Below are 23,482 nucleotides of genomic sequence, written 5' to 3' on the forward strand. Positions count from 1 at the left end.
AGCGGTTAGCGCACATTAGGCGGATTTAATTGCCCTCGGCCGCCTCGGCCGCCTTGGCCGCCATGGCTGCCGCCTCGCGCAATTTGTCTTTTTTGCTTTTGCGCGCGCCCTTGACGCCGCCATTGACCGTATCGGTGACGGGATTCACCGGCGCGGGCAGTTCCGTGGGCTCGAAACCGGCCACCACTTCGCGCACGATGCGCAAGTCGTTACGATTTTCGATCAGGCGGAAATGCGCTTCCGTGTCGGCCGTTACGAAACTGATGGCCGTGCCGCTTTCGCCGGCGCGGCCCGTGCGGCCGATGCGGTGCGTGTAGTCGACGGCCGAACGGGGCAAGTCATAGTTGACGACAGCCGGCAAGCCGGCGATATCGATGCCGCGCGCGGCCACGTCGGTGGCCACCAGCACCTGCAAACGGCCCGCCTTGAAGTCCGCCAGCAGCTGGCTGCGCGTGCCCTGGCTGAATTCGCCGTGGAAGGCGCCCACATGCAGGCCTGCACGCTGCAGCTTGTCGGCCACGTGTTCGGCCGCGTACTTGGTGGCGACGAACACCAGCACCCTGTCCCACTGCTGCTGCAGGATCAGGTAGCGCAGCAGCTGCGTGCGGCGCGGCACGTCGACCGTGATGGCGCGCTGCACGATGTCGGGCTTGTCCTGCGGTTCGGACGCCACTTCGATGCGCACGGGCTCCCTGAGCAGGCTGTCGGCCAGCGCCTGCACGCTGTCGGGGAAGGTGGCCGAGAAAAACAGGTTTTGCCGTTTCGCTGGCAGCAGCGCCAGGATGGCGTTGATTTCTTCGCTAAAGCCCATGTCGAGCAAACGGTCCGCCTCGTCAAGCACGCACAGCGACACGCCGCCCAGCTTTACGGCGTTTTGCCGCACCAGGTCCAGCAGGCGGCCCGGCGTGGCGACGACGATATCGGCGCCGCCGCGCAAGTCCATCATCTGCGGATTGATCGACACGCCGCCGAACAGCACGGAAATCTTCAGTTTGACGGGCAGCGGCTTGGCCAGCGCGTGCACCGTCTGCCCCACCTGCGCAGCCAGCTCGCGCGTGGGCACGAGGATCAGCGCGCGCACCTGGCGCGGGCCGGCAGCGGGCGCCATCAGCGCCTGCAGCAGCGGCAGCGCGTAGGCGGCCGTCTTGCCGGAACCCGTCTGCGCCGCGCCCAGCACGTCGCTGCCGCGCAGGATGGCGGGAATGGCGGCAGCCTGGATGGCCGTCGGCGCGGCATAGCCGGCCTTGTCGACGGCACGGACCAGGGCGGGAATCAGACCCAGTGAGGAAAATGGCATAGCGGGCCTTCTTGTATATTCGTAAAGTGAGACCGGCCGCAATGTGCGGCCGGTCGGGATAGCGACAGTATAAAGCAGGCGGCTATTGCTTGGGCATTTGCAGTGTCGGAAAGCCCGCTTCGTCATAACCCGGCATGCTGCGCCGGATCGCGTGCGAAAAGTCCGCGTCGTCGTTGGCCGCCCGCGCGCGCGCCGTGATGTGGCCCCCTATACGCAGCTGCTGGAAGGTCAAACCCGGCACCAGGCCCTTGACGTCGTACAGATAGCGGTCCAGGTATCCCGAGGCCATCAGCCGGTAATCGAGCGGCAGGCCAGGCACGATGCGGCGCACCATCTCGAAGACGATGGTCGTGCAGTTGGCCGTCAGGGTGTTGTAGAACTGCGGCTTGCTCTTCAGCGCCTGCGCCTCGTCCAGGTAGGCGAGGAACAGCGAGCGCATGGCCGCCTTGGGCATCATCACGCGGTACAAATGCATGTCTTCGCCGCGCGCATTCGTGCGCACGCGCAGGATGTCGCGCTCGTCGGCGGCGATCAGGCTCATCTCGAAATGCTTGAAAAAGCCGCCGATGGCGGAAAAGCTCTCGCCCTTTTCCTTGCGGATCTCGATGGAAAACGTCAGGAAGCGCCCGTCCGCAAAACCGAACGAGATCAGGGTATGCGCAATGTACGGCCCCGTCCAGTACGACAGCGCCGTGTCCACCGTGCGCAGCTCGTCGAGGTCGTAGCTGCGCTGCTCCCACTTGACCGTGTAGTCATCATCGCTGCGCCAGTCGAAATTGCGCACATTGTCCAGGGTGACGAGATTGCCCTTGAGCGTGCCCGTGACATTGCGCGCCACATCGTCCGCCCACACGCGCTGCTGCTTCGGCGTGATCAGGCTCCACCACAGCAGCAGCAGGATAAAACCGGCCGCATACGGCAGCAGCACGCGCACATCGCCGCGCGTCCACCACAGCACCACGCTGGCCACGCCCAGCGCGGCCCACAGCAGCGCGCCGATGGCTTGCGCCGCCGTGCCGCCGGACAGCTGGTACCACAGCGCCAGCGCGCCCCACAGTGCAGTCAACAGGAGAATCAGGGAAACGGCCATTTTGCCGATGCTGCCCAGCACGGAGCGGGCACGAAGTGATAAGAAAGTCATGCCTCAATTATAGGGGCAAGTGAAGATGTGCAAGTATTTCGGGCGTGCCCAGCGTATCTTGGGACAGGCATGCAATATTATTTCGATGGCATAATGATTTCTTTTGCAATCAATTCACCTTCACATGCAACTCCAAGGTTTTTCCATCATTCAGGGTTACACCAAAATCTTGCTTGAAGGGCAAGAACTTGACCTGCACAATGATTACGAATTCACGCATATCGACTATTGCATCGCTGCGCGGCGGCTGCAACTGCATTGGGCACGCAGTGCCGGCGACTGGGTCAGGCCATCCATGCCCGCTGCGCTGACACTGGTTTGTGCAGGCGTGCATATGCTGAAAATCCGGGAATCCGGCGAAGAGGAGCATGTCAACGGGGAGAAATGCCTTTCCTCCATCGGCTTCATGTGGAATGCCATGCGCGATGACATGGATGGCGTCGCGTCGCATGAGGCGAGTGAAGGCTGCACGGATCTCTCGTTGATTTTCATGAGTGACCTGAGCATCAAGATTGCTGCCGTCGAAGCGCGCATCATCGTTGGCACCGGGCCGGCCATGGCAGCGGAATAGCCTCAGGCTACATCCATCCCAACAACGACAACAAACACGACAACCTTCAGGTGACACTTTGCAGCATCAAGCGCTCTACGCCCTCGCCGGCAGCCTCAATTCCCTCTTCATCGTCGTCAGCCTGCTTGGCCTGTGGTCGCAGCTGCAAAAAATCTGGCGGCGCAAGCACGATGCCAGGGTCGGCGCCGGCAAGACGACGGACATCCTGTCGATCAACCAGTTCACCGTCAGCTTCCTCGCGTACTGTGCGTTCTTTGTGTATGGCTATTCGATCACGCCGTTCAACCATTACATCGTCTGGCCCCGATTGATCGCTGCGCTGATCGCGCTGGGCATCCTGTATGAAATTGACCGCGACCGCCGCAGCCTGACATCGCGCAATGCGCTGCTGGCCTGCGCGCTGCTGCTGTGCGCGGGCATGGCGGGGCTGGCCTTCGGCCCCACCTTCACCGATGAAAAGCGCGTGCTGTCGCAAGGCCTGATCGTCGCCGTCACCGTGCTGCTGGCGCAGGGCTATGCGCACCAGATCCGCCTCATCTACCGCTCGGGCAAGACGGGCGCCGTGTCCCTGAAAATGAGCCAGTTCATCCTGGCGATGGATATCAGCACCATCTTCTTTGCCTGCGTCATGGGGCTATCGACGGGCTGGCCCTTGCTGCTGCTCGCCTGCGTCAGCGCCACGACCAAATTGATCATCATGTGGCTGTTCCGCTGGGAGAAGACCAGCCCCGCCGCGCGCATAAAACGGCAGGCGCTGGCCTGACGCTAGAATAGGGATCTTGCCACCTTTGTTGAAAGAGCCGCCATGCAGCTTTCCCCCGCCGTCCCCATCCTGCGCAGCTTTTCCGAAGCCAAGGCGCGCGAGTTCTACCTCGATTTTCTCGGTTTCACGCTGGACTGGGAACATCGCTTCGAGCCCACGGCGCCGCTGTACCTGCAGGTGACGCGGGGCGATCTCGTGCTGCACCTGTCCGAACACTACGGCGACGCCACGCCGGGTGCCGCGCTCCTGATTCCCGTCAACGATATCGCCGCCCTGCACGCGGAGCTGCAAGCGAAGGATTACCCGTATGCGCGCCCCGGCATCCGCGACGAGGACTGGGGCCGCATCCTGGAAGTGGCGGACCCGTTTGGCAACCGGCTGCGCTTCTGGCAAAGAACGGAGTAACGCTTATTGGCCGCTCAGGGCGCGCATTTCCGCATACAGGTTCGCCTTGCCCTCGAAGCCGATGCCGACGAGATCGGGCATGGTGATGTGGCCGTTTTCCACGCGCACGCCATCGGGAAAGCCACCGAAGGGCTGGAATAAATCCGGATACGATTCATTGCCACCCAGGCCCAGGCCCGCGGCGATATTGAGCGACATCTGGTGGCCGCCGTGCGGGATGCAGCGGCTGCGCGACCAGCCGTGCTGCTGCAGCATGTCCAGGGTGCGCAGGTATTCCACCAGGCCGTAGCTGAGGGCGCAGTCGAACTGCAGCCAGTCGCGGTCGGCGCGCATGCCGCCGTAGCGGATCAGGTTGCGCGCATCCTGCATGGAAAACAGGTTTTCGCCCGTCGCCATCGGCTTGTCATAGTAGCTGCGCAGAGTCGCTTGCAGCTCGAAGTCGAGCGGATCGCCCGCCTCTTCATACCAGAACAAATCGTACTGGCGCAGCGCCTTGGCGTAGGCGATCGACGTGTCCAAATCGAAGCGGCCGTTGGCGTCCACGCACAGCTTCTGTCCATCCTGCAGCACGTCCATGATGGCGTCGATGCGGCGCAAGTCCTCGTCCAGCGAAGCGCCGCCGATCTTTTTCTTGACCACCGTGTAGCCTCGGTCGATATAGCTGCGCATCTCGTCCTGCAGGGCGGACAGGCTCTGGCCCGGGTAGTAATAGCCGCCCGCCGCATACACGAAGACTTTTTTATCGGGCACGCCCGTGCCGTGCCGTTCGGCCAGCAGCTGGAACAGCGGTTTGTTTTCGATCTTCGCCACGGCATCCCAGATGGCCATGTCGATGGTGCCGATGGCCACCGAGCGTTCGCCGTGGCCACCCGGCTTTTCATTGGTGTACATGCAATCCCACACCTTGTGCGGATCGAGATTGCTGCCGTCTTCCGTGACGAGCGAGGCAGGGTCGGCGTCGAGGATGCGGGGAATGAAACGCTCGCGCATCAGCATGCCCTGGCCGTAACGGCCGTTCGAATTGAAGCCGTAGCCGACGACGGGCTTGCCGTCGCGGATCACATCCGTGACGACGGCCACCAGGCTCAGCGTCATCTTGGTGAAATCGATGTAGGCGTTGCGGATGGGGGAAGAGATGGGGATGGTCTTTTCGCGGATGTCAACGATCTTCATGCGGGTCTCCTGTGGGTGAAAACAATAGCGCCAGCTTACCCGCGATATAAAGCCATATAATCGATATTAATTTAAACCATTCTTCATTTGAAGTTAATAATGAAAAGCGACGCCACCACGGAAATGGCTTTCTTTGTGCTGCTGGCCAAGCTCGGCAGCCTATCGGCCACGGCGCGCGAGCTGGGCATCACGCCGCCGGCCGTCAGCAAGCGCCTGCAGTTAATGGAGCAGCGCCTGGGCGTGCGTTTGCTGAACCGCAGCACGCGGCGCATCAGCCTGACGGGCGATGGCGAAAGCTATCTGCAACAGGCGCGGCAAATTCTCGACGACATCCGCGCCATGGAAGAGTCGCTGGCCAGCGGCAGCGCGGAGCCGCGCGGGCTGCTGCGCGTGAATGCCACCTTGGGTTTCGGCCGCACGGTGATCGCGCCTTTGCTGTCGCAATTCGCCCTGCGCCACCCGCAGCTGGAAGTGCAGCTGCAACTGACGGACAGCCCAATCAACCTGGTCGAGCAGGCGTATGACCTGGGCATCCGCTTCGGCGACTTGCCCGACACGCGTTTGTCGGCGCGGCGCATCATGTCGAACCGGCGCTTCCTGTGCGCTTCGCCCGCCTACCTGCAGGCGCACGGCACGCCGCAGTCCCCCGACGAGCTGGCGCGGCACCGCTGCATCGTGCACCGGCAGAATGACGACGCCTACGGCATCTGGCGTTTGAGCAAAGGGCGCGCCACGCACACGGTGAAGGTGCGCGGCACGGTGGCCAGCAACGATGGCGACGTGGTGCTGGGCTGGGCCCTGGATGGGCACGGCATCCTGCTGCGCTCCGAATGGGACCTGGCCCGCTACCTCGACAGCGGCCGCTTGCGCGTGGTGCTGGCCGACTACGCACTGGCACCGGCCGACCTGTACGCCTACTACCCCAGCCGCCACCAGTTGCCCGCCAAAGTGCGCGCTTTTATCAATTTTCTCGGCCAGCAGTTGCAGCCGGAAGCGGCCACGGCGGCCGAATCAGGTTAAACTACAATATTGCGATATGGCAATATTATGAAGGAGTAAGTTTTGCTAGTCATACTCGGATTTCTCGTCGTGCTGTTTTCCGTCTTCGGCGGCTTCGCCTTGCAGGGCGGCCACCTGGCGGCCCTGTTCCAGCCGCTGGAATTGCTGATGATCGGCGGCGCCGCGCTGGGCACCTTCTTTGTCGGCAACGACGCCAAGGCCATCCGCGCCACGTTCGCCGCCCTGCCCACCCTGTTCCACGGTTCACAATACACGAAAGCGCGCTATATGGAACTGATGGGGCTGATGTATGAAATCCTCAGCAAGATCCGCAAGGAAGGCTTGATGTCGGTCGAGGACGATATCGACGACCCCTACCGCAGCCCCATCTTCGTGAAATACCCGTACACGCTCGGTGACGAGCACATCCTGGAATTCATCACCGACTACCTGCGCCTGATGGTGTCGGGCAATATGGATGCTTATCAGATCGAAAACCTGATGGATAACGAGATCGAGACGCACCATGAAGATGCGGAAATGCCGATCCAGACGATTTCGCAGCTGGCCGACGCCATGCCCGCCTTCGGTATCGTGGCTGCCGTGATGGGCGTGGTGCATACCATGGCGTCCGTGGGCTTGCCGCCGGCCGAGCTGGGCGTGCTGATCGCGCAGGCGCTGGTGGGCACCTTCATCGGCATCCTGCTGGCCTACGGTTTCATCGCGCCGCTGGCCAGCTTGCTGCGCCGCAAGCACCATGAAACGGCGAAGATGTACCAGTGCGTGAAAGTGACCTTACTGGCCAGCCTGAACGGCTATGCGCCGGCGTTGGCCGTGGAATTCGGCCGCAAGGTCATTTCCGCCACAGAACGCCCCTCGTTCAGCGAACTGGAAAATCACGTGCGTCAGGTGCGCACGAAGAACTGATACGGCCTGCTTCACCAACCTCGGCAACCTGCCCGGCGCCTCACGCTTCTGGCGCCGTCCAGACCAGGTTCCACAGGTGGCCATCGATATCCTCGAAACCCTGGTCATACATGAAGCCATGGTCCTCGGGCGGATGCGGTATGCGACCGCCAGCGGCAACGGCCTTGGCGATCAGACTGTCCACCTCTTCCCGGCTTTCGCAACTGAGGCAAATGACGACTTCATTGGCTTCCTTTGCATTCGCGACCGGCTTGTCGATCAGCGACTGGAAGAAGGATTCGGTCGTCAGCATGGCCTGGATGGCGCCGTCGACGATGTTCATGAACGCCGCGTTCTCGCCGCTAAAGCGGGGATTGAAGGTAAAGCCGAGAGCGGAAAAGAAGGCCTTGGATTTGTCCAGGTCCTTCACGGGCAGGTTGAGGATGATCTGTTTGTTCATGGCGTTTCCTTGCTTAGGTGGAATGGGCAATCGGTGCGTCCTCCCAGCAACGGGTGACGGCACACAAAATCGACACGCTGGCGAACAAATATTTTCCTCTAGGATGGCAATAAATGAAAGCGTAAAAAGTGACGGGAAAAACGGCGTGATAGATGGCCTGCAAGTCAACCCGGCATGCTTTCCAACTATGTCTGATTGACATACCCGCCGCTGGCCGACTACGGTTCATCGAGACGTTAAATCATCTGACAGCAGCTGCCCGCTCAAGTCTGAGCGACGTCACCTGATACGACAGTCCGCTTCAGGCCGCATGCTGTCATTGGCAACCGCCGCCCCGAAGCGGAAGCTCGGTGGAAAGCAGCAACATGCAGGTGTTAGGCCAAATCGCCTTCAATGATGATCACTTCGCGCTTGTAAGCTAGCAGTGCAAATTGCTTCGCCTTGGAATAGGCAGGATCAACATAGCAGGCTATCGCGTGCTTGTAACTGGGAAACTCGACGGCCAGCACCCGCGTACTGAATTCGGATTCAACCAACGCACCAGGCTCTAGAAACCTAACCTTGGCGCTATACTTCTCCCCGATAGATGTCCACAGTCGACTATATTCCTGCTGTGCATTCGGATCAATTACGTCCGAGCCCAAAATAATCCAATAGCCTTTCATTAAAATTCTCCATATGCCGGTATATGTTTGTTTGTTACTTTCGTCAGGTCATCCATTTCTGGGGAGTCGCTGCGTAAAAGATGAAATCGCTTCCTCTGAAGTCTGGGAAGCACGTGGGTTCCACTGGACGCCAGACCGTGCGATGACACCTGGCTTGAGCTGCTGATTCTCGTCATAGTCCTGACGTGGATGAAAGAACAGCGGTTCAAGATCGTCCAGCCGCGACAACCGTTCTGCATAGTCCTGCAGGTACTGCTCCCGTTCTTCCAGACTGACTTGGGCGGGCATCCATGCAGCAAAAGGCGGCAGAACGGTGAAGCCAGTGTATGCAAGAATTCCATTGTGAATAGGCCAGAGGATGTGATGCAGGTCTCCATCAATGCCGTTGGGCGCATAGAGGGTGCTTGCAGTACCGGTGGTCAGACTTAGCATGGCGCGTTTTCCCTTGAAGCATCCATTTTCATATTTGCGCCCAGAGGAGTAGGCGAAACCGCGACTTAGTACGCGATCAACCCAGCCTTTTAGGATGGCGGGCATGGAAAACCACCACAACGGAAATTGGAAAATCACCAAGTCGGACCATGTGACTTTTTCCTGTTCGAACTCTACATCGCTGCATACCGTTGCATTTGCTTGGGCGTGCTCCTGCTCTTTCGATGCATCAAAATATTGCGCGTTCGCGCGATCACTAAACTCGTCTGGGTGAAGTACAGGGTTCCAGCTCATAGCGTAAAGGTCGCTCACTCGTACTTCATGACCTAGCGCTGTGAGAGTGCGCACTGCGGTTTGCGTCATAGCACCATTGAATGAACCGGACTCGGGATGAGCGTGGATAATCAGAATATTCATGTTTTACACCTTCCATAGGCTTGTACGATTGATGACGTGATTGTCCTACCGCGGTCACCGTGGTACAAATCATTTGTTTTAACGCAATGAAAGAGAATAACTACATCATGCGATCCGATACTCCGCTCAAGGCCATTGCCTGCTTCGACGCCGTCATGCAGACCGGTAGCGCGGTACTGGCGGCTCAACAACTGTTTGTCACCCCCGGAGCCGTGGGGCAGCAGATTCGCAAGTTGGAAGAATGGCTGGGCCTGTCCCTGTTCGTGCGCAATGTACGCAAATTGCAACCAACCGAGGAGGCGCTGCGTTATTGGGAACAAGTAAGGCCCGCCCTGCAGCAGCTCGACGAAGCCAATGCCTCCGTGCAGGGCAGAGAATCGTCGCAGGTGCGTCTGAGCCTGCCACCGGCGTTTGCGAACACATGGTTCGCCAGACGCATGCCCGCTCTAACTTGCAGCCATCCTGGATTGAAATTTCACTTGAACGCCTCGAGTGAACCGGTTGACTTTCACACTCACACATACGATCTGGCAGTAAGGTATTTCGACGGCAAAGACGACAACCTTGATGTCCAGTTGCTGTTGAGTGACGAGGTAAGAGTCTATTGCAGTCCCGGCTACCGCGAGAGCCTGCAATTGGCCGTAGTTGAGGACATGGCGCGTGCGACCCTCCTCTTTACAACCTCGCACTCAAATTGGTCGCGATGGCTGGCTCAAGTCGGGATGTCCTTCGACGGCATGACCAGCAACTTACGTTTCGATCAGTCGGAAATGGCTATCGACGCTTGCTGTCGCGGGCAGGGGTTGGTGCTGACCAGCCCTTGGTTAGTGGAAGATAATCTGGAGAGGGGCAACTTGATTCAGTTATTCCCAAACGCCCTGCAAACTGGAAAAAATTACTACCTGGTCTGTAGTCGTGAACGGCCACTGGGCGCGGCCGCGCAGCAGTTCCGTGATTGGATGCTTGGCGCTGCGCGAAGTATTAGCGGCGATAGGGGCGGATGAATTATCCGCTTTTGGCCGGATTCGGCCATACGCAACTAGCCCTTTCTTTTGGTCTTTTCGTGTTGCAAAATCGACCTGCACTCGTCTTCGGTTGGCACGTTTTTCTCAGTCAGTATGGTATGCCAGCCACCGCAATCAGGATCCGGCTTCAGCGCGGCAAGAGTCTCTGCAGGGCAGGGGAGATAGACAGGCCAGACCCGATCTCGTCGTTGGATCAGACAGCTACTAAATCGCACTCCAGGTGCCTGGCAAGACCCCAGACCCGAACACGATCATCGGCTCTTCTTCTTTCGACAACCATGGATCAGGAGAGTCTTAGCTACTGGGAGCGATTCATTAAGCGCCCCGGAAGAGGGTCTATTTTGGCGTGATGCCGCGATGTGCCAGGCCACGCCGGCCGTGATGGCAACGCCACCGCCAGCGAGCAAAATCATCGACCTCATCAAGCGCTTTATGCAGATGATGGACCAGGCTGTTATATCCAACGGTGCCGTCGTAGTGCTCTGAAGCCGGCATACTGCTGCTGCTGCCGGTCGGTCGGATATGACATCCGTCACCGTCGGTTATAGTTTGGGAAGTCCAAACACATGGATTAGACTTCGCGTTTTTGCAAATTATTAATGAGCAAAAATGCCCAGTAGGATCCATACTCTTGGGAGTCTAACGGTGGACGAGTCCCACGTTCCAAATGTGCTTCAATCGAAGGACGAAACTCGCAGTCCGCTGCCCATGAGCGAAGCATTGACGTTAATTCGATATCTCTAGGACTTCCCTTGGTCACGAGTGACGCTGGCTCACAAGAGTTCTGAATTTCTGCACCGGCATGTAGGTGTCGATACTTCGGCTGCCCAAGTGCCACCTCCAGTAGAAACGATAGTATCGAACCATCCTCGCAATAGAAGTCAGCCACCAAAGAGCCGCCATCCCTACAAATTCCCCCCTCAGCAATTCTTAGTTTCGAAGCAGTCACTATTATTAGTCCATGGATTAATGATTGAAATACTTGACGCGGTGTCGCATTGCCAGACGTGAGTCGGCCGACCAGCGACCTTTGAGTCGCTCACCTTAGCAGACAAGCAGAACTGTCGTAAACCTATCGGCACAGCGTTCGTAGCGGATGCGTAATCGGTGGAAGCGGTGCAGCCAGCCCAGTGTGCGTTCGACTACCCAGCGCCATTTACCCAGGCATTCGCGCGACTCGATGTGATTGCACAACAACGCTTTACCCGCGCCCTGGCTTACACACATAAGCGATAGCAAACGATTCGTATGGCTGCAGGCTGAGGTGGTCGGTCCAGCTGTCACGCTGGGCATAGTTGCTGATCAAGCCTTGCCCGGCAATGCCGTGCAGCATTGCCGGCAGATCCAGTTCGACGTGTTCGCCGGAAAAGTTGTTGACGACAACCAGCTGCTGGCTCCCCAAGCTGCGCTGGTAGGCGAATACCTGCGGGTGCTGCTCCAGCAACGGCAGGTATTTTCCGTAAACCATGACGTCCCAGTGCTTGCGCAGTTCGATCAGCTTCTGGTAGTGGAAGAAGACCGAATCGGGTTGTTCCAGCGCGGCCGCGACGTTGATCTCGGGGCAGTTTGGATTTAACTTTAGCCATGGCGTGCCAGTACTGAAGCCGGCGTTGTGTGTGCTGTTCCACTGCATGGGGGTGCGTGCATTGTCCCGCCCGTTGGCGTGGATGCCGGCCATCATCGTCTCCGGTGACACGCCGGCGGCCGTGCGTTCGTGGTAGAGGTTGAGCGATTCGATGTCGCGATAGTCGTCGATGGAATCGAAACGTACATTGGTCATGCCTATTTCCTCGCCTTGATAGACGTAGGGGGTGCCCTTGAGAAAATGTAGCGCGGTGGCCAGCATCTTGGCCGACTCGACCCGGTAACGGCCGGGGTCGCCGTATTTGGATACGGCGCGCGGCAGGTCGTGGTTATTCCAGAACAGCGAATTCCAGCCGACATCGGCCAGCTCGGTCTGCCACTTACCGATGATCTGCTTGAATTCGATCAGATCGAACGGCCGCGGTTTCCATTTCCCCTCCTTTGTATCGTGGGTCATTGTGATGTGCTCAAACTGGAAGACCATCGACAGCTCTTGACGCGCCGGGTCGGAATACAGCTTGGCCGTCTCCGGGGTTGCGCTCCACGTCTCGCCCACCGACAATACATCGCGTGCGGCAAAGGTCGCTTGGTGTATTTGCTGCAGCAGCGGGTGCAGTTGTGGGCCGTTGGCGATAATCTGCTGGTCGACCTGTTTGCCGATGAGATCGATCACATCCATGCGGAAGCCGCCGATGCCCTTGTCCAACCACCAGTTCATCATGCGATGCACCTCCTCCTGCACCTGGGGATTTTCCCAGTTCAGGTCTGGCTGTCGTTTCGAGAACAGATGGAAGTAATATTCACCGCTGGCGGCGTCGTATTCCCATACACTCCCGCCAAAATACGAACGTTGCTGGTCGGGCGGGGAGCCATCGGCGCCTGCATTGCGCCAGATGTAGTAGTCACGGTAGGGGCTATCCTTGGATTTCTTCGCCTCGACGAACCAAGCATGCTCGTCAGATGTGTGATTGACCACAAGATCCATCAGGATACGGATGTCGCGCTTGGCCGCCTCTGCGATCAACTGCTCCATCTCGGCCAATGTGCCGAATTCAGCGGCGATATCCTGATAGTCGGAGATATCATAGCCATTATCGTCCATCGGCGACCGGTACACTGGCGACAGCCAGATCAGGTTGATTCCCAGATGTTGCAGGTAGTCTAGTCTGCCGATGATGCCGGCCAGATCACCGACCCCATCGTGATTGCTGTCTTGAAAACTACGTGGGTATATCTGATACACGACGGCGTTATGCCACCATTTCTTATCCAACATGATTATCTTTCTCGCTTATTGATTGGCGGCACTGTCTTGCAACGTGCCCAGGGATCGCCAGGGGTATGGCAGATCCGATCTCGTCGTTGGATCAGGCAGCTATGAGATCGTACGCCTGGCGTCTGTCCGGGCACTCAGCCCACTAACACGATCCATCGTTTTTTCATCTTTCAAGAACTATGGATCAGGAGTGGCTTAGCCACCGTCTGTGATTCAAACCACCAACCGGCTCCGTCCGCTTGCGCCCCAATGCGGACGTCGTACCACCTGTATCGGATACTCCTATGCAGCACGACGACGTTTGCGCCATTCCAGATAGTCGAGGTCGCGATTGTCGGGGTTACCTAATTCAATATGATAATAGGCGCGACCGGCGATTTCGAAAGGTGTTTCATGCCAGTAAATTTCCGCCACTTCTGCCATGGTGCGAGTTTTCAACCATTCCTTGTAGTAGCTATATGCAATCTCACGTGCATGACGCTGTTCGACGCCAAATCTCGCTGCTATCTCTCTTGCAGTTAGTTTCAAAAGATGTGGGATCGTGCATTCAATAGGCTCATCAGCTTTCAAGGCTTCTTCGAGCCACGCTTTTATCGCAGTATTGAAGAGGAGCTCCGCCACCCTTTCCGGAAACGTCGTCGTAAGAACCAGCTCACCTCGCTCTTCGAGACTCAAAAGAGTTTCAGTGATTTGTTCCACGATCTTTTTGTCTTCCATTGCCCACTCTCGTTTGTTGATCAAATGTCTGCCTCTGGCCGGCTGCCGCTATCAGCCTGCATATGACTGCATTGCCTCATTCAGCCACCCGAATTAGGGCGTAAATTCACGAAACAGGGATAGTGACTCGCGCGGTACTATTTTCGGCACGCCGACATCAAAGTCCACCATACCGACATCAACTCCATAGGGACCTGCTAACTCTTCGGTTAATGTGCCGCTTCCCAAATGGACTTCATCCATGTCGTGAATTCCAAGGCACATGAAGTTTGTCCTGTCCCCCGGACCGTCATTGTGCGCATCGTGAAAACCGCGGCTCATCTCTACCGCGCGCACGTATGCATGCTGTGCGTCTAAGGCCGGGAAGAGATGTGTCGCAACACGATGCCGTGTCTCCTTCCGAACCACTTCATTCGGTGCGCTGTAATTCCACCAAACGTTCTCCTCTACGATTACAAAGTGCGCATAATAAAGTGGCATAGGTATTTGTACTCTGCATTAGAAATCAACATGAATCTCGGATGACCGGTTATGGCCGGTGGCCGTCGTTGGCAGGTTCCGCCCCATAGCGGAGGTAGCCATTTCAGGAAACGTGAAGTCAGGAGCAGACTAAGGCCAGTTCAGAGTGATGCTCAACTAGGACAGTAAAGGCCCATTAAAGCACCGGATGATATGCGACAATTTCTAGTAGCTCCGCTGCGGCCTTAGACGCTTGCTCGATCGTCAGTGAGTATTCTTTTCTAAAACTGCGAACCAATTCCATCCTTTCTCCAGCTTTGGCAAAAGCAATCAGGTCTGATGAGTCCACAAAAATACTGCCGAGCACTATCGGCTCGCCCGTGCGCGAGATTGGACTGATGGGAACGATTTCAATCATGGACTGCGCAACACCAGCCTGTATCAGAGCATTTGAAAACTCGCTGCGTACCATCCAGCGTACTCCCCCACGTCGGTTCAGTAGATAATCAACAGGCAGTAGCCGCGTTAACGCTCCACAAAATCGCTCCATACCAGACGCGTCAATTATCAAGTCACCGTCATCAGCAAGCATCCGCAGATGGCTTTCGACCTCGCACGCGTCATTTGCATGCACCCACGGTGCAAGTCGAAGATGCGTCGGCTTATAGTTGATGATGCTGACGGGCGGTTGCAGGTCTAAATAGCTCCGTACAATCTCGAGCAGCTCTCCAGTAGGTCCGCTGCAAAGGTTAAAGGGAAAGCATTCGAACACAGCAGCCAGCATCGTGTGTGCAGCGGTCCCTTCTCTTGGACTCCACAACGAAAACGGCTGGGTCTTTGAATTCGAGGGATCGAACACTCCGTCAATATTAATCCCATCCAAACCAAGCTGACTCCATTGTTCATTCCACTCCATCAACATGGTTGAAGTACGCCTATGAAGTGTCGCCATGTGTTCACTTTTGACTGGCAAACTTTGTGCAATGCGCGGAAGAAGGCCTGTCGGAAGCGCTTCAAATGTGGCTAATCCCGTGGCCTCACCGTCAATCCGAATTGAACATTGGCGATGGAAGGAGGGAGAGATATTGAGAACGAGATCGAAAATAGACATGTCTTTTTAATACAATTAATGAAAATCCAGTTGGCAGGTTCCGCCCCGGAGCGGACGCTGACCGTAAATCAATCAATGAGAAATTGCCAAATAAACGAGCTTTCCCGGAGAGCTATTTACAGCAATATTTCTGCCACCATTTCGCCAAGCTCATCGATATCAGTTTCAATGAAGCCTAGCGATGCGTAAAACCCGCGCGCAGTGGCGTTATCAGGTTTGTAGCAGATCGTGATCCGGCGGGCATCTTTGCAACCTCGGATCTCCGACAGTAGCAACTCCATTGCACGGCGTCCTATTCCTTGGTTTTGACGAGGATAGTCCACCATCAGCCTGTAAATTGCGTAGTGTCCCGGCTCATCATTGCCTTTTACATCGTATAAAGCGAAACCGACCGGGCTGCCGTCGCAGTAAATTGCCCTGGGCCGCCAATCGGCGTAGTAGTGCGCTTGTGCGATCGAATAGGCATTACTGGCGAGGAACTGCGCCTGCCCTGGAGGAAGGTCCATGTCCATCAGAACTTCAAAATTATCGATAGTTACAAATTCTAACGTGACGTCCATGTATTTCCTTTGATGTGTCTTCAATTGCTGAAACGGTTTAAAAATCAACCTATCCTAAAATGGAGGATCTCCGCTTCTGGCCGGTTGCGGTCACTGTCAGGTTGCGCCTCGGTAAGCAGGGGTCGCTCCGCTAGCTATAGGTCGCCCCGCTCCGCTCAAGGAACTCGAAAAATGAAGTGGCAAATACCCCTGCATTCTCGTCATCGGGTTCGCGTCCTTGCGCGATAGAACAATCCGGCCTTGCTACACCAGCCGCGATTATGCAGCGACGCTATTGCAGCGAATATCCTGAATATGGCTGTTCGTTGCTGATGGCAATTGCATGCCGAAGCTGAAGCTGAAGCTTTGCGCAGCATCTCACCTTACAAGCACCCGTCGTTAGAACCATGGATCGAAGTACTCGGAAGCAGAAGCCTTGCCTCCCTCATTGGCGCACCAAACCGTAACACGGCGCCTGACGTTGACAGCACCACAACCCAGCCACTCTTGATTGATATTTGATCAAATGGATTGGATCGATCCGAAACAAACGTCCAAACAGGTTCATGATTTTGCAGCGACTCCAAAACGACTACGCCGATTGAGCCGTGTTCCGCAGCCTCTCCGCACTTAACTATGTACTTTCCACCATACAGCTCTTCTTGCGCCAGAATCGCGACATTGAGCCAACCGCCAAGTTCCTGTTTTTCATGTACTCTGGCCATCCTGGTTTCGTGCACGTCGTAGATATCACCGTTGCTGCACACGAGGCCATTGTGGCTACGCACCTCCTGGTTCTGCCACTTTGTTGCCATCACTGTCATTGATTCCATATTTAGAATGGGCGACTGCACGCCCTGAATTAAACAAGCTCTACTCTATCGAGCGGCTGCTCTTGCACTAGTTAGCCTCGCTGAAAGTAGCCCGGGCAAATTCGACGCAAAATCGACTTGAGTTCAGAATTATTGAAGACGATTGTGTGCTTGCCCGTAAAGGCAGGCAAGAAGCAGCGCATGCTTATTTAACGTCCGCTCCTGGCAGCCGATAGCGGACGGTCGGATTGGTTCAGCGCACGAATTTGTTGCCGTCATGAGAAGCAAGAGGTTTTGACAGCGCACCACGACCTCTCTCCGCCATTTACGGAGCCGGCGCCGTTTCATCCGGGCAGCTGACCTCATCTTCCGGCGTATATAAGGTCATCGGCACGCGCTGGCCGTCCACTTCCAGCTCGCGCACCTTCGGTGGCACCAGCTGGAATTCACCCGCCTGCAATTTCTCGCGCAAGGGCTTGCAGCGCAGGGCATCCGTGGGGATTTGCCCGCGCGCAGACCAGCTGCCGTCTTCCTTTTCCGCCAGCAACACCGACGAGGCGCGCGGGTCATTGCTGATCAGCAGCACGTCCTGCTTGCCATCACCATCGAAATCGAGCAGATACGCATCGCACTGCGGCCCTGCCCGCTTCAAGCAGGCGGGCAGGCGCCAGGCCGGACTCACTTGCGTCCAGTCCTGGCGCAGGAAACTCTCCGGCAGCTTCGCCGTGGCCGGGCGCAGGGTCAGGTTGATCGACACGTCGCTCAGCGCGCCCGTCTCGTCGAGGCGGTTCTGGCGCTTGAGCATGGCCTCGGCGCGGGCCCGCACGATGGCAGCATCCGGACCCGACGTGCGTTTCGTCAATTCCTGCAGGGCCGCCTGGCCATAACGGGCGCCCTGGAAGCGCAGGTATTCGAAATCGAATTTGTCCACCCCAACCTTGCCGTTGTCCAGGCGCGCCATCTGGCTGGCCACGGAAATCCGGGCCGGGTCGGCCAGCGGCGAGAACAGGGCGAACAGCACCAGCAGGGTGACAAAAGCGGTAGCCACGTTGACGTTGGCGATCAGGTGCAGCCAGTCGCCATACTTGCTGGCCGCCCAGGCATAGCCGGCGGCGTAGCAGGTGGCGACCAGCAGGCAGGCGGCGGCGATCAGACGGTCGGAGGTCCAGCCATGCGACATGACGCGCAAGGTCAGCGCATAGATGGCGATGCCCACCACCCACGGCAGCAGCAGACAGGCCAGGCGCGTGCCCAGGCGGATGCCGCGCGCCACGCCATGGCCCACTTCGCCATTCTGGAAGGCGGCATTGATCAGCACCACCAGCACGCCGGCCATGCCCAGCAGCACGGACGCCGCATGGCGCGTGGCCCATAGGCGCTCGAAGCCGATGAAGGGCAAGGTCAGCAGGAAACCGGAGACGAGCACGGCGGCGATCGGCATCAGCCACGACAGCAGCACCAGCAGCAAGGTGCGGATGCCGCGCACGATGGATGGGCGCACGTCCGTGATGTGGATGGCGAACGAAAAGGCGAAGCAGATAACGGGAATCACGAACCAGGCCTGGCCCAGCAGCTTTTTCAGGAAACTGAGTTTGATCAGCAGGAACAGCTGCCCGCCCAGCCACAGCACCAGCCACAGGCCCAGCACGAACAGCAGGGAGAACAGCAGCTGGATGCCCAGCTTCCAGGCGATTTCAAAGTAGGTCGGATAGCGGGCGATGCGCTGGCCATCCTGGGCGCTGGCCAGCACCAGCGCGTGGGCGATATAAAAACCCACGACGCAAAAACCGAACAACTGGGCCGAGATCACGCGCAGCGGCGCGCCCGGCTTGTAGTTACCCCAGATGACGTGCTCGGCGCCGCGCGCCACGTCATGCCAGGCCAGCACGGCCATCACGACGGTCGCGCCCGCCATCCACAGGACGATGCGCTTGAGCGACATATGGCCCAGGCTGGATACCAGCAAAATGGGCAACAGCAGGCTGATCAGCATCAACGGGCCCAACAGGTAGGCTTCCGTGGCGGGCCAGACCTTGTCTTGCGCCGTGCTGTACAGCCAGTACAGCAGCAAGCCTTGCAGCAGGCCCGTCACCAGGCGCGTCACCGCGATGCGTGGCGCCACCACCGGATCGAGCAACGCCATGTTTTTTCCTGCGGCATCCTGCTGCATAGTCATTCCCTTAGAGTCGTTTATTGCTGTAAAGCACGGCCATTATTGCATTTCGTTATAGTCATCTCAACAGCGATTCGCGCGGATGCCCTTCCCGCCCCCCCTCACTGCGGCGCAATGGCAGGCTTTGCGCCAGGCCCCAGGCCAGTTCCGGCACGATGAACAGCCACAGCACGGGCTGGCCTGTCACCAGCAGCGCCCACGCCATCCAGGTGGAAAACAGGTAACGGGCCGCCGCGTCATAACGGCCGAAGCGCGGCTGCGGGTCGACGATGCGCAGTACCGACCAGACCATCACCACGCTACCCAGCAAGCTGCTGATCAGCAAATGAAACGGCTCGAAGACAGGCAGCGGCATGCCGCCCAGGCCCACGTTGAGGGTGCTCAAGTGCTCGCGCAAGAGCAGGAACGTCCACGGCGTGGCAAACGCGGCCGTCATGAGCACATCATAAATGGCGCTGGCGCGCACCAGGCGGCGGAAGGTGAAAACGGACAACATGGGAACTCCTGTCAGTGGAAAGCGTCCATCCTCAAGGCTGGAGTACACTCCATGGTCAAGCGTTTTATGAAAGATCACTCCATGCAGATCGGCGAGATGGCGCAGGCGACGGGCTTGAGCCGCGATACCCTGCGCTTTTATGAAAAGCGGGGCTTGTTGCGCGCGCGGCGCGGCGCAAATGGCTACCGCGACTACCCGCCCGAGGCGGCCGACTGGCTGCGCTACTTGCGCACGGCGCAGCAGCTGGGCTTTACCCTGGCCGAAATCGAGGCCGACATGCCGCTGCTGGCCAGCGCCGATGCACCAGGCACGGCAGAACTGCTGCGCGCGGCGCTGACGCGCAAGCTGGGCGATATCGATGCGCGCATCGCGGGATTGATGCAGTTGCGCGGCGAACTGGCGCGGCGGCTGGAGCCGCAGGCGGCCGCGTGTCCGTTACGGGGAGATGCCGATGCACCTCGCTGAATTACTGCCGTGCCTGCCGTTGCCGGGCGCGGGCTACGCACCAGCCCCCTGAAAAACAAAAACCGCCTGTGCAATGCAGCAGGCGGTTTTGACGTGGGGCGGAGCCAGGATTACTTGGCAGCCTTGCGGCGGCGCAGGAAACCCATCAGGCCCAAGCCGGCCAGCAGCATGGCGTAGGTTTCCGGTTCCGGCACGGCAGCCATCACGGAAACATTGTCGATCACGGCGCCCGAGTAATTGTCGAACGGCGTGCCGGCCTTGGCGGCGCTGGCAAACGACAAGGTCGCCAGGCCGGTGGAAGCGGCCGTGAAGCTCAGGGTATTGCTGTACAAGGTATTCGAAGCGGCGGCCGTCGAGTAGAAATCGCCAGCCACGCCGCCGAAATTGACAGCTACGCCCTGGCCAGCCGGGCCGCCGGAATTGCGCGCCATGTCAAAGCTCAGGTTATATGTCTGGCCGGCAACGACACTGAAATTTTGCGACAGGAAACCCGGACCTGGCGTGCCCAGCAAATCAATGCTGTAGCCGTCGATGGCATTGTAGCCATTGCGGATCAGGTCAACGGAACTGGCGCCCACGGTCCAGCCCGTGATGGCCGACGAACCGCTGTTGACGACCTGAAAACCACTGTCGAAGGTGTAGCCGGAAGCGACCGATTCAAAATTGCCATTCGTGATCAGGTTGACGGGGCTGGCGCTGGCGGTGCCTGCAGCAAACAGGGCGACAACTGCTGCGATGGTGGCGATTTTCATAGTCTGATTTCCTTGCCTTATTGGCATTAAAGTTACCTTGAGTGAAATCATATCTCAGCCATGATGAAAATCATAGAACTTTGCAAAAATATATTTAATGTAGAAAATTTGCAACGCTTTCAAGCGCGCTGCGTGGTGATGCAAGCACGGCGCAGCGCTTGGGCCATCAATCGAGTGCGTGGCGCGCCACCAGGATGCCATCCGCATCGGCGTAGATCCAGTCGCCCGGGTGCACGGCCACGCCGCTGATCTGCACGCGAACGTCGCGCTGGCCGGCGCCCGTCTTGTTGCTCTTGCGCGGATGCGTGGCCAGGGCCCGCACGCCGATCTGGCAGACATTGATTTCCTCGCTGTCGCGGATGCAGCCATCGACGACGATGCCGGCCCAGCCATTGCTTTCGGCCAGCACGCCCAGTTGGCCACCCACCAGCGCGCGGCGCAGGCTGCCGCCGCCATCGATCACCAGCACATGGCCATGGCCCGGCGTTTCCAGGGTGCTGCGCACGAGCGCGTTGTCCTCGAACACGTGCAAGGTGGTGGCGGGGCCGGTGAAGCGCACGCGCTGGCCAAAGGCGCGGAACACGGGCGGCAGCACAGCCAGGGTACCCTCATCCAGCATGGCTGCATAGTCGTCGCACAGGTCGGTGGTGGCAAAGGTCATGGGGACTCCTTGGGTGGCAGATGGCAACGATTCTATGCCTTTTGCAGCGCCGCGGCACGTGTTTTGCCGCCCACGCCCACGGCCGTGGCAATCGCCAGCGCCTGGAACACGCCGATGAAGACGAACAACAGGGCCGGATGGTCGCCATCCATCAGCGCGCCAAAGAACAGCGGTCCCACGGCCAGGCCGCTGTCGAGGCCTGAATACACGACGCCATACACGCGCCCGGTGGCGTTCTTCGGCGCGGCCGCGCGTATCATCAGGTCGCGCGACGGCCCCGCCACACCCGACGTCAAGCCGATAGCGCCCATCAGCACCACCGCGCCCCAGGCCGGCACGACAGCCATGGCCAGCAGCACGGCCAGCAGCGCGGCGGCGGAAAAGGCGATCGCCACGTTGCGGTCCGGCTGCTTGCTGCGCGCGCCCACCACGCCGCCGGCCAGCATGCCCACGGCCGAGGCCAGCATATAGGCCGTGTAGGCGCTGGTGGCCAGCGCCAGGCTCATGCCGTACAGCTTTACGAGGGCCACGCTGGCAAAGCTCTGGATGCCGCCCAGGGCGATGGCGGTGATGAAGAAGAAGGCAAAGCACATCCACACGGCCGGCAGGCGCAAAAAGTCGAGCGTGCCTTCGCCGCTGGCGATCTGGCCCGGCGCGGCCTTCCTGACAGGTTCGGGACGAATGGCGTGGCGGTTCAGGAACAGGATCAGCAACACGCCAAACGGCAGCACGGCCGCGCACTGCAGCGCCACACGCCAGTCATACTGGGTGGCAACATACGTCATGAACAGGGGCGCCAGTGCCCAGCCGATGTTGCCGCTGATGCCATGCACGGAAAAACCGTAGGCCACGCGGGCCGCCGAAACGCGCTGATTGAGGATCGTGTAGTCGGCAGGATGGAACACGCTATTGCCCATGCCGGCCAGCATGGCGCCCAGCATCAGCGCCGCATAGCTGTGCGCGGTGGACAGGGCCAGCGCCGACACGCCCAGCAAGAAAATGCCGGAAAACAGCACGGCGCGGGCGCCGAAGCGGTCGACGACAAAGCCGGCCAGCGCCTGCCCCACGCCCGAGATGATGAAGAACACCGTCATCAGCAGGCCCAGTTCCGCATACGACAGGTCGAAGGCGGGTTTCAGCCAGACGAACAGGGCCGCGAGGATCAGGTGGTAGAAGTGCGACACGCCATGCGCCAGCCCCACCAGGGCGATGACGCGCGCATCGCTGCGCAAGGTGGGAAGTTCGGATGCCGAGTTAGTTGTTATCATGTCATACCCTGTCTTATACTGGTGAAGCTCAAGTGTATGCAAAATACCATCGCCTGTTTTCCGACAGAACGACATAATTTATCGAATTAAGGCCAAGCTGATGGGTGTACCTGTCCTCCACCATACCCGCATGTGTCCGCCACGGGAAGCGCCCAGCGCGAGCATCCCCGTGACCATGATCGCGCGCGACCTGCAACCCGATGAATTCTTGTTACCGCACAGCCATCCCTGGGGCCAGGTCACGATGACGCTCGAAGGCGTGCTGCGCATCACCGCCAACAACAGCAGCTGGGTGCTGCCACCCATGCGCGCCATCTGGATTGCGCCCAACGTGGAGCATGCCGTCACGATACTGGAAAAAACCCGTTTGCGCCCCCTGTGCATCCATGCCGCGCGCGCGCCCTTTGCGGGCCACGACTGCAAGGTGCTGGAAGTATCGAATCTGCTGCGCCAGCTGATCATGGCACTGGAACAACTGGACCCGGGACAGGAACCGGCGCGCGAGGCGCTGCTGGCCGAACTGATCCTCGATGAATTGAAACGCTCGGCCACGCGTCCCATCCGCGTCCCCTTGCCCAGCGACAAGCGCCTGAAAACCCTGTGCGACAGCCTGATCGAGAAACCGGGTTCAAATCAGACGCTGGAACACTGGGCGCAGCAGGTCGGCGCCTCGGAGCGTACCCTGGCGCGGCTGTTCGAACGGGAATTGGGCATGAGTTTTGGCCAGTGGCGCCTGCAAGTGCGCCTGGCGCACGCGGCGCCCCTGATCGCGCGCGGCGTGCCGCTGTCGCAGGTGGCCGAAGAACTGGGCTACGCCAGCCAGTCGGCCTTTTCCGCCATGTTCAAGAAGACTTTCGGCAGCTCGCCATCGGCTTTCTTTGCCCAGGGCGACAGAATGTAGCAAGCGTGCCGCGC

Annotated in this window: 25 protein-coding genes and 1 pseudogene; 8 read left to right on the forward strand and 18 right to left on the reverse strand. The window is 58.8% G+C overall.

Features of this window, described 5'->3' with window-relative positions; all coding sequences use genetic code 11:
- Nucleotides 1–25: 25 nt before the first annotated feature.
- Nucleotides 26–1,297: a DEAD/DEAH box helicase gene (locus tag ACQ4WY_RS05475; RefSeq protein ID WP_436503144.1), complete on the reverse strand. Its 1,272-nt coding sequence runs from the start codon at nucleotides 1,295–1,297 to the stop codon at nucleotides 26–28.
- Nucleotides 1,298–1,379: 82 nt separating this feature from the next.
- A complete protein-coding gene (locus ACQ4WY_RS05480) occupies nucleotides 1,380–2,438 on the reverse strand; it encodes an Lnb N-terminal periplasmic domain-containing protein (protein WP_436503145.1) in 1,059 nt (352 codons plus the stop codon).
- A gap of 124 nt (nucleotides 2,439–2,562) precedes the next feature.
- On the opposite strand from ACQ4WY_RS05480, the gene ACQ4WY_RS05485 reads away from it, so the two are divergent.
- From ACQ4WY_RS05485 to ACQ4WY_RS05495, 3 genes are read left to right on the forward strand one after another with little or no spacing between them, the layout of a single operon-like run.
- Nucleotides 2,563–3,009, forward strand: coding sequence for a hypothetical protein (locus ACQ4WY_RS05485; RefSeq protein WP_436503146.1), 447 nt, complete (start codon nucleotides 2,563–2,565; stop codon nucleotides 3,007–3,009).
- 58 nt (nucleotides 3,010–3,067) lie between these two features.
- Nucleotides 3,068–3,772 carry a hypothetical protein gene (locus tag ACQ4WY_RS05490; protein WP_436503147.1) on the forward strand — a complete coding sequence of 235 codons (705 nt, stop codon included), beginning with the start codon at nucleotides 3,068–3,070 and terminating at the stop codon, nucleotides 3,770–3,772.
- 42 nt (nucleotides 3,773–3,814) lie between these two features.
- Nucleotides 3,815–4,177, forward strand: coding sequence for a glyoxalase superfamily protein (locus tag ACQ4WY_RS05495; protein ID WP_436503148.1), 363 nt, complete (start codon nucleotides 3,815–3,817; stop codon nucleotides 4,175–4,177).
- 3 nt (nucleotides 4,178–4,180) lie between these two features.
- Here the strand turns inward: ACQ4WY_RS05495 and ACQ4WY_RS05500 are convergent, their stop codons facing one another.
- Entirely contained in the window at nucleotides 4,181–5,350 is a 1,170-nt protein-coding gene (locus ACQ4WY_RS05500) for a mandelate racemase/muconate lactonizing enzyme family protein (RefSeq protein ID WP_436503149.1), read from the reverse strand.
- A gap of 99 nt (nucleotides 5,351–5,449) precedes the next feature.
- Between ACQ4WY_RS05500 and ACQ4WY_RS05505 the strand changes: the two genes are divergently transcribed.
- Both ACQ4WY_RS05505 and motA read left to right on the forward strand, forming a co-directional pair.
- Nucleotides 5,450–6,370: a LysR family transcriptional regulator gene (locus ACQ4WY_RS05505; protein ID WP_436503150.1), complete on the forward strand. Its 921-nt coding sequence runs from the start codon at nucleotides 5,450–5,452 to the stop codon at nucleotides 6,368–6,370.
- Nucleotides 6,371–6,412: 42 nt separating this feature from the next.
- Nucleotides 6,413–7,276 carry a flagellar motor stator protein MotA gene (motA, locus tag ACQ4WY_RS05510; protein ID WP_101482011.1) on the forward strand — a complete coding sequence of 288 codons (864 nt, stop codon included), beginning with the start codon at nucleotides 6,413–6,415 and terminating at the stop codon, nucleotides 7,274–7,276.
- A 40-nt stretch (nucleotides 7,277–7,316) separates the two neighbouring features.
- Here the strand turns inward: motA and ACQ4WY_RS05515 are convergent, their stop codons facing one another.
- The 3 genes from ACQ4WY_RS05515 to ACQ4WY_RS05525 all read right to left on the reverse strand — a co-directional run bounded on the left by ACQ4WY_RS05515 (nucleotide 7,317) and on the right by ACQ4WY_RS05525 (nucleotide 9,229).
- Nucleotides 7,317–7,715, reverse strand: coding sequence for a VOC family protein (locus ACQ4WY_RS05515; RefSeq protein WP_436503151.1), 399 nt, complete (start codon nucleotides 7,713–7,715; stop codon nucleotides 7,317–7,319).
- A 374-nt stretch (nucleotides 7,716–8,089) separates the two neighbouring features.
- On the reverse strand, nucleotides 8,090–8,380 hold the full coding sequence (locus ACQ4WY_RS05520; RefSeq protein ID WP_436503152.1) for a DUF1330 domain-containing protein: 291 nt from the start codon (nucleotides 8,378–8,380) through the stop codon (nucleotides 8,090–8,092).
- Between the two features lie 48 nt (nucleotides 8,381–8,428).
- Nucleotides 8,429–9,229, reverse strand: a complete 801-nt coding sequence (locus ACQ4WY_RS05525; protein ID WP_436503153.1) for an NAD(P)H-dependent oxidoreductase — start codon at nucleotides 9,227–9,229, stop codon at nucleotides 8,429–8,431.
- A 59-nt stretch (nucleotides 9,230–9,288) separates the two neighbouring features.
- Here ACQ4WY_RS05525 and ACQ4WY_RS05530 point away from each other — a divergent pair, with 59 nt between their 5' ends.
- Nucleotides 9,289–10,233, forward strand: coding sequence for a LysR substrate-binding domain-containing protein (locus tag ACQ4WY_RS05530; RefSeq protein ID WP_436503154.1), 945 nt, complete (start codon nucleotides 9,289–9,291; stop codon nucleotides 10,231–10,233).
- A 1,065-nt stretch (nucleotides 10,234–11,298) separates the two neighbouring features.
- On the opposite strand, the pseudogene ACQ4WY_RS05535 reads toward ACQ4WY_RS05530, so the two are convergent.
- The 9 genes and pseudogenes from ACQ4WY_RS05535 to ACQ4WY_RS05575 all read right to left on the reverse strand — a co-directional run.
- A pseudogene (locus ACQ4WY_RS05535) lies at nucleotides 11,299–11,436 on the reverse strand (IS5/IS1182 family transposase); the annotation flags it as partial.
- Between the two features lie 19 nt (nucleotides 11,437–11,455).
- Nucleotides 11,456–13,114, reverse strand: a complete 1,659-nt coding sequence (locus tag ACQ4WY_RS05540; RefSeq protein ID WP_436503155.1) for a glycoside hydrolase family 13 protein — start codon at nucleotides 13,112–13,114, stop codon at nucleotides 11,456–11,458.
- A gap of 282 nt (nucleotides 13,115–13,396) precedes the next feature.
- Nucleotides 13,397–13,831 (reverse strand): hypothetical protein, encoded by a 435-nt coding sequence (locus ACQ4WY_RS05545; RefSeq protein ID WP_436503156.1) that lies wholly within the window; start codon nucleotides 13,829–13,831, stop codon nucleotides 13,397–13,399.
- A 93-nt stretch (nucleotides 13,832–13,924) separates the two neighbouring features.
- Nucleotides 13,925–14,074 (reverse strand): hypothetical protein, encoded by a 150-nt coding sequence (locus ACQ4WY_RS05550; RefSeq protein WP_436503157.1) that lies wholly within the window; start codon nucleotides 14,072–14,074, stop codon nucleotides 13,925–13,927.
- A 412-nt stretch (nucleotides 14,075–14,486) separates the two neighbouring features.
- A complete protein-coding gene (locus ACQ4WY_RS05555) occupies nucleotides 14,487–15,401 on the reverse strand; it encodes a hypothetical protein (protein WP_436503158.1) in 915 nt (304 codons plus the stop codon).
- A gap of 116 nt (nucleotides 15,402–15,517) precedes the next feature.
- A complete protein-coding gene (locus ACQ4WY_RS05560) occupies nucleotides 15,518–15,961 on the reverse strand; it encodes a GNAT family N-acetyltransferase (protein ID WP_436503159.1) in 444 nt (147 codons plus the stop codon).
- 362 nt (nucleotides 15,962–16,323) lie between these two features.
- Nucleotides 16,324–16,764, reverse strand: a complete 441-nt coding sequence (locus tag ACQ4WY_RS05565) for a hypothetical protein (RefSeq protein ID WP_436503160.1) — start codon at nucleotides 16,762–16,764, stop codon at nucleotides 16,324–16,326.
- Between the two features lie 313 nt (nucleotides 16,765–17,077).
- On the reverse strand, nucleotides 17,078–18,895 hold the full coding sequence (locus tag ACQ4WY_RS05570) for a DUF4153 domain-containing protein (RefSeq protein ID WP_436503161.1): 1,818 nt from the start codon (nucleotides 18,893–18,895) through the stop codon (nucleotides 17,078–17,080).
- An 88-nt stretch (nucleotides 18,896–18,983) separates the two neighbouring features.
- A complete protein-coding gene (locus ACQ4WY_RS05575; protein ID WP_436503162.1) occupies nucleotides 18,984–19,421 on the reverse strand; it encodes a hypothetical protein in 438 nt (145 codons plus the stop codon).
- An 81-nt stretch (nucleotides 19,422–19,502) separates the two neighbouring features.
- Between ACQ4WY_RS05575 and ACQ4WY_RS05580 the strand changes: the two genes are divergently transcribed.
- Entirely contained in the window at nucleotides 19,503–19,886 is a 384-nt protein-coding gene (locus ACQ4WY_RS05580) for a MerR family transcriptional regulator (RefSeq protein WP_436504396.1), read from the forward strand.
- 110 nt (nucleotides 19,887–19,996) lie between these two features.
- Here the strand turns inward: ACQ4WY_RS05580 and ACQ4WY_RS05585 are convergent, their stop codons facing one another.
- The 3 genes from ACQ4WY_RS05585 to ACQ4WY_RS05595 all read right to left on the reverse strand — a co-directional run bounded on the left by ACQ4WY_RS05585 (nucleotide 19,997) and on the right by ACQ4WY_RS05595 (nucleotide 22,567).
- Nucleotides 19,997–20,638 carry a choice-of-anchor C family protein gene (locus tag ACQ4WY_RS05585; RefSeq protein WP_436503163.1) on the reverse strand — a complete coding sequence of 214 codons (642 nt, stop codon included), beginning with the start codon at nucleotides 20,636–20,638 and terminating at the stop codon, nucleotides 19,997–19,999.
- Between the two features lie 166 nt (nucleotides 20,639–20,804).
- On the reverse strand, nucleotides 20,805–21,299 hold the full coding sequence (gene rraA, locus ACQ4WY_RS05590; RefSeq protein ID WP_436503164.1) for a ribonuclease E activity regulator RraA: 495 nt from the start codon (nucleotides 21,297–21,299) through the stop codon (nucleotides 20,805–20,807).
- 32 nt (nucleotides 21,300–21,331) lie between these two features.
- Nucleotides 21,332–22,567, reverse strand: coding sequence for an MFS transporter (locus tag ACQ4WY_RS05595; protein ID WP_353660826.1), 1,236 nt, complete (start codon nucleotides 22,565–22,567; stop codon nucleotides 21,332–21,334).
- 100 nt (nucleotides 22,568–22,667) lie between these two features.
- Here ACQ4WY_RS05595 and ACQ4WY_RS05600 point away from each other — a divergent pair, with 100 nt between their 5' ends.
- Nucleotides 22,668–23,468, forward strand: coding sequence for an AraC family transcriptional regulator (locus ACQ4WY_RS05600; protein WP_353660825.1), 801 nt, complete (start codon nucleotides 22,668–22,670; stop codon nucleotides 23,466–23,468).
- The last annotated feature ends 14 nt before the right edge of the window (nucleotides 23,469–23,482 follow it).

Origin of the sequence: Janthinobacterium salmonicoloratum, from assembly GCF_051380845.1 — a bacterium.
GTDB classification, from domain to species: Bacteria; Pseudomonadota; Gammaproteobacteria; order Burkholderiales; family Burkholderiaceae_D; genus Janthinobacterium; species Janthinobacterium lividum_F.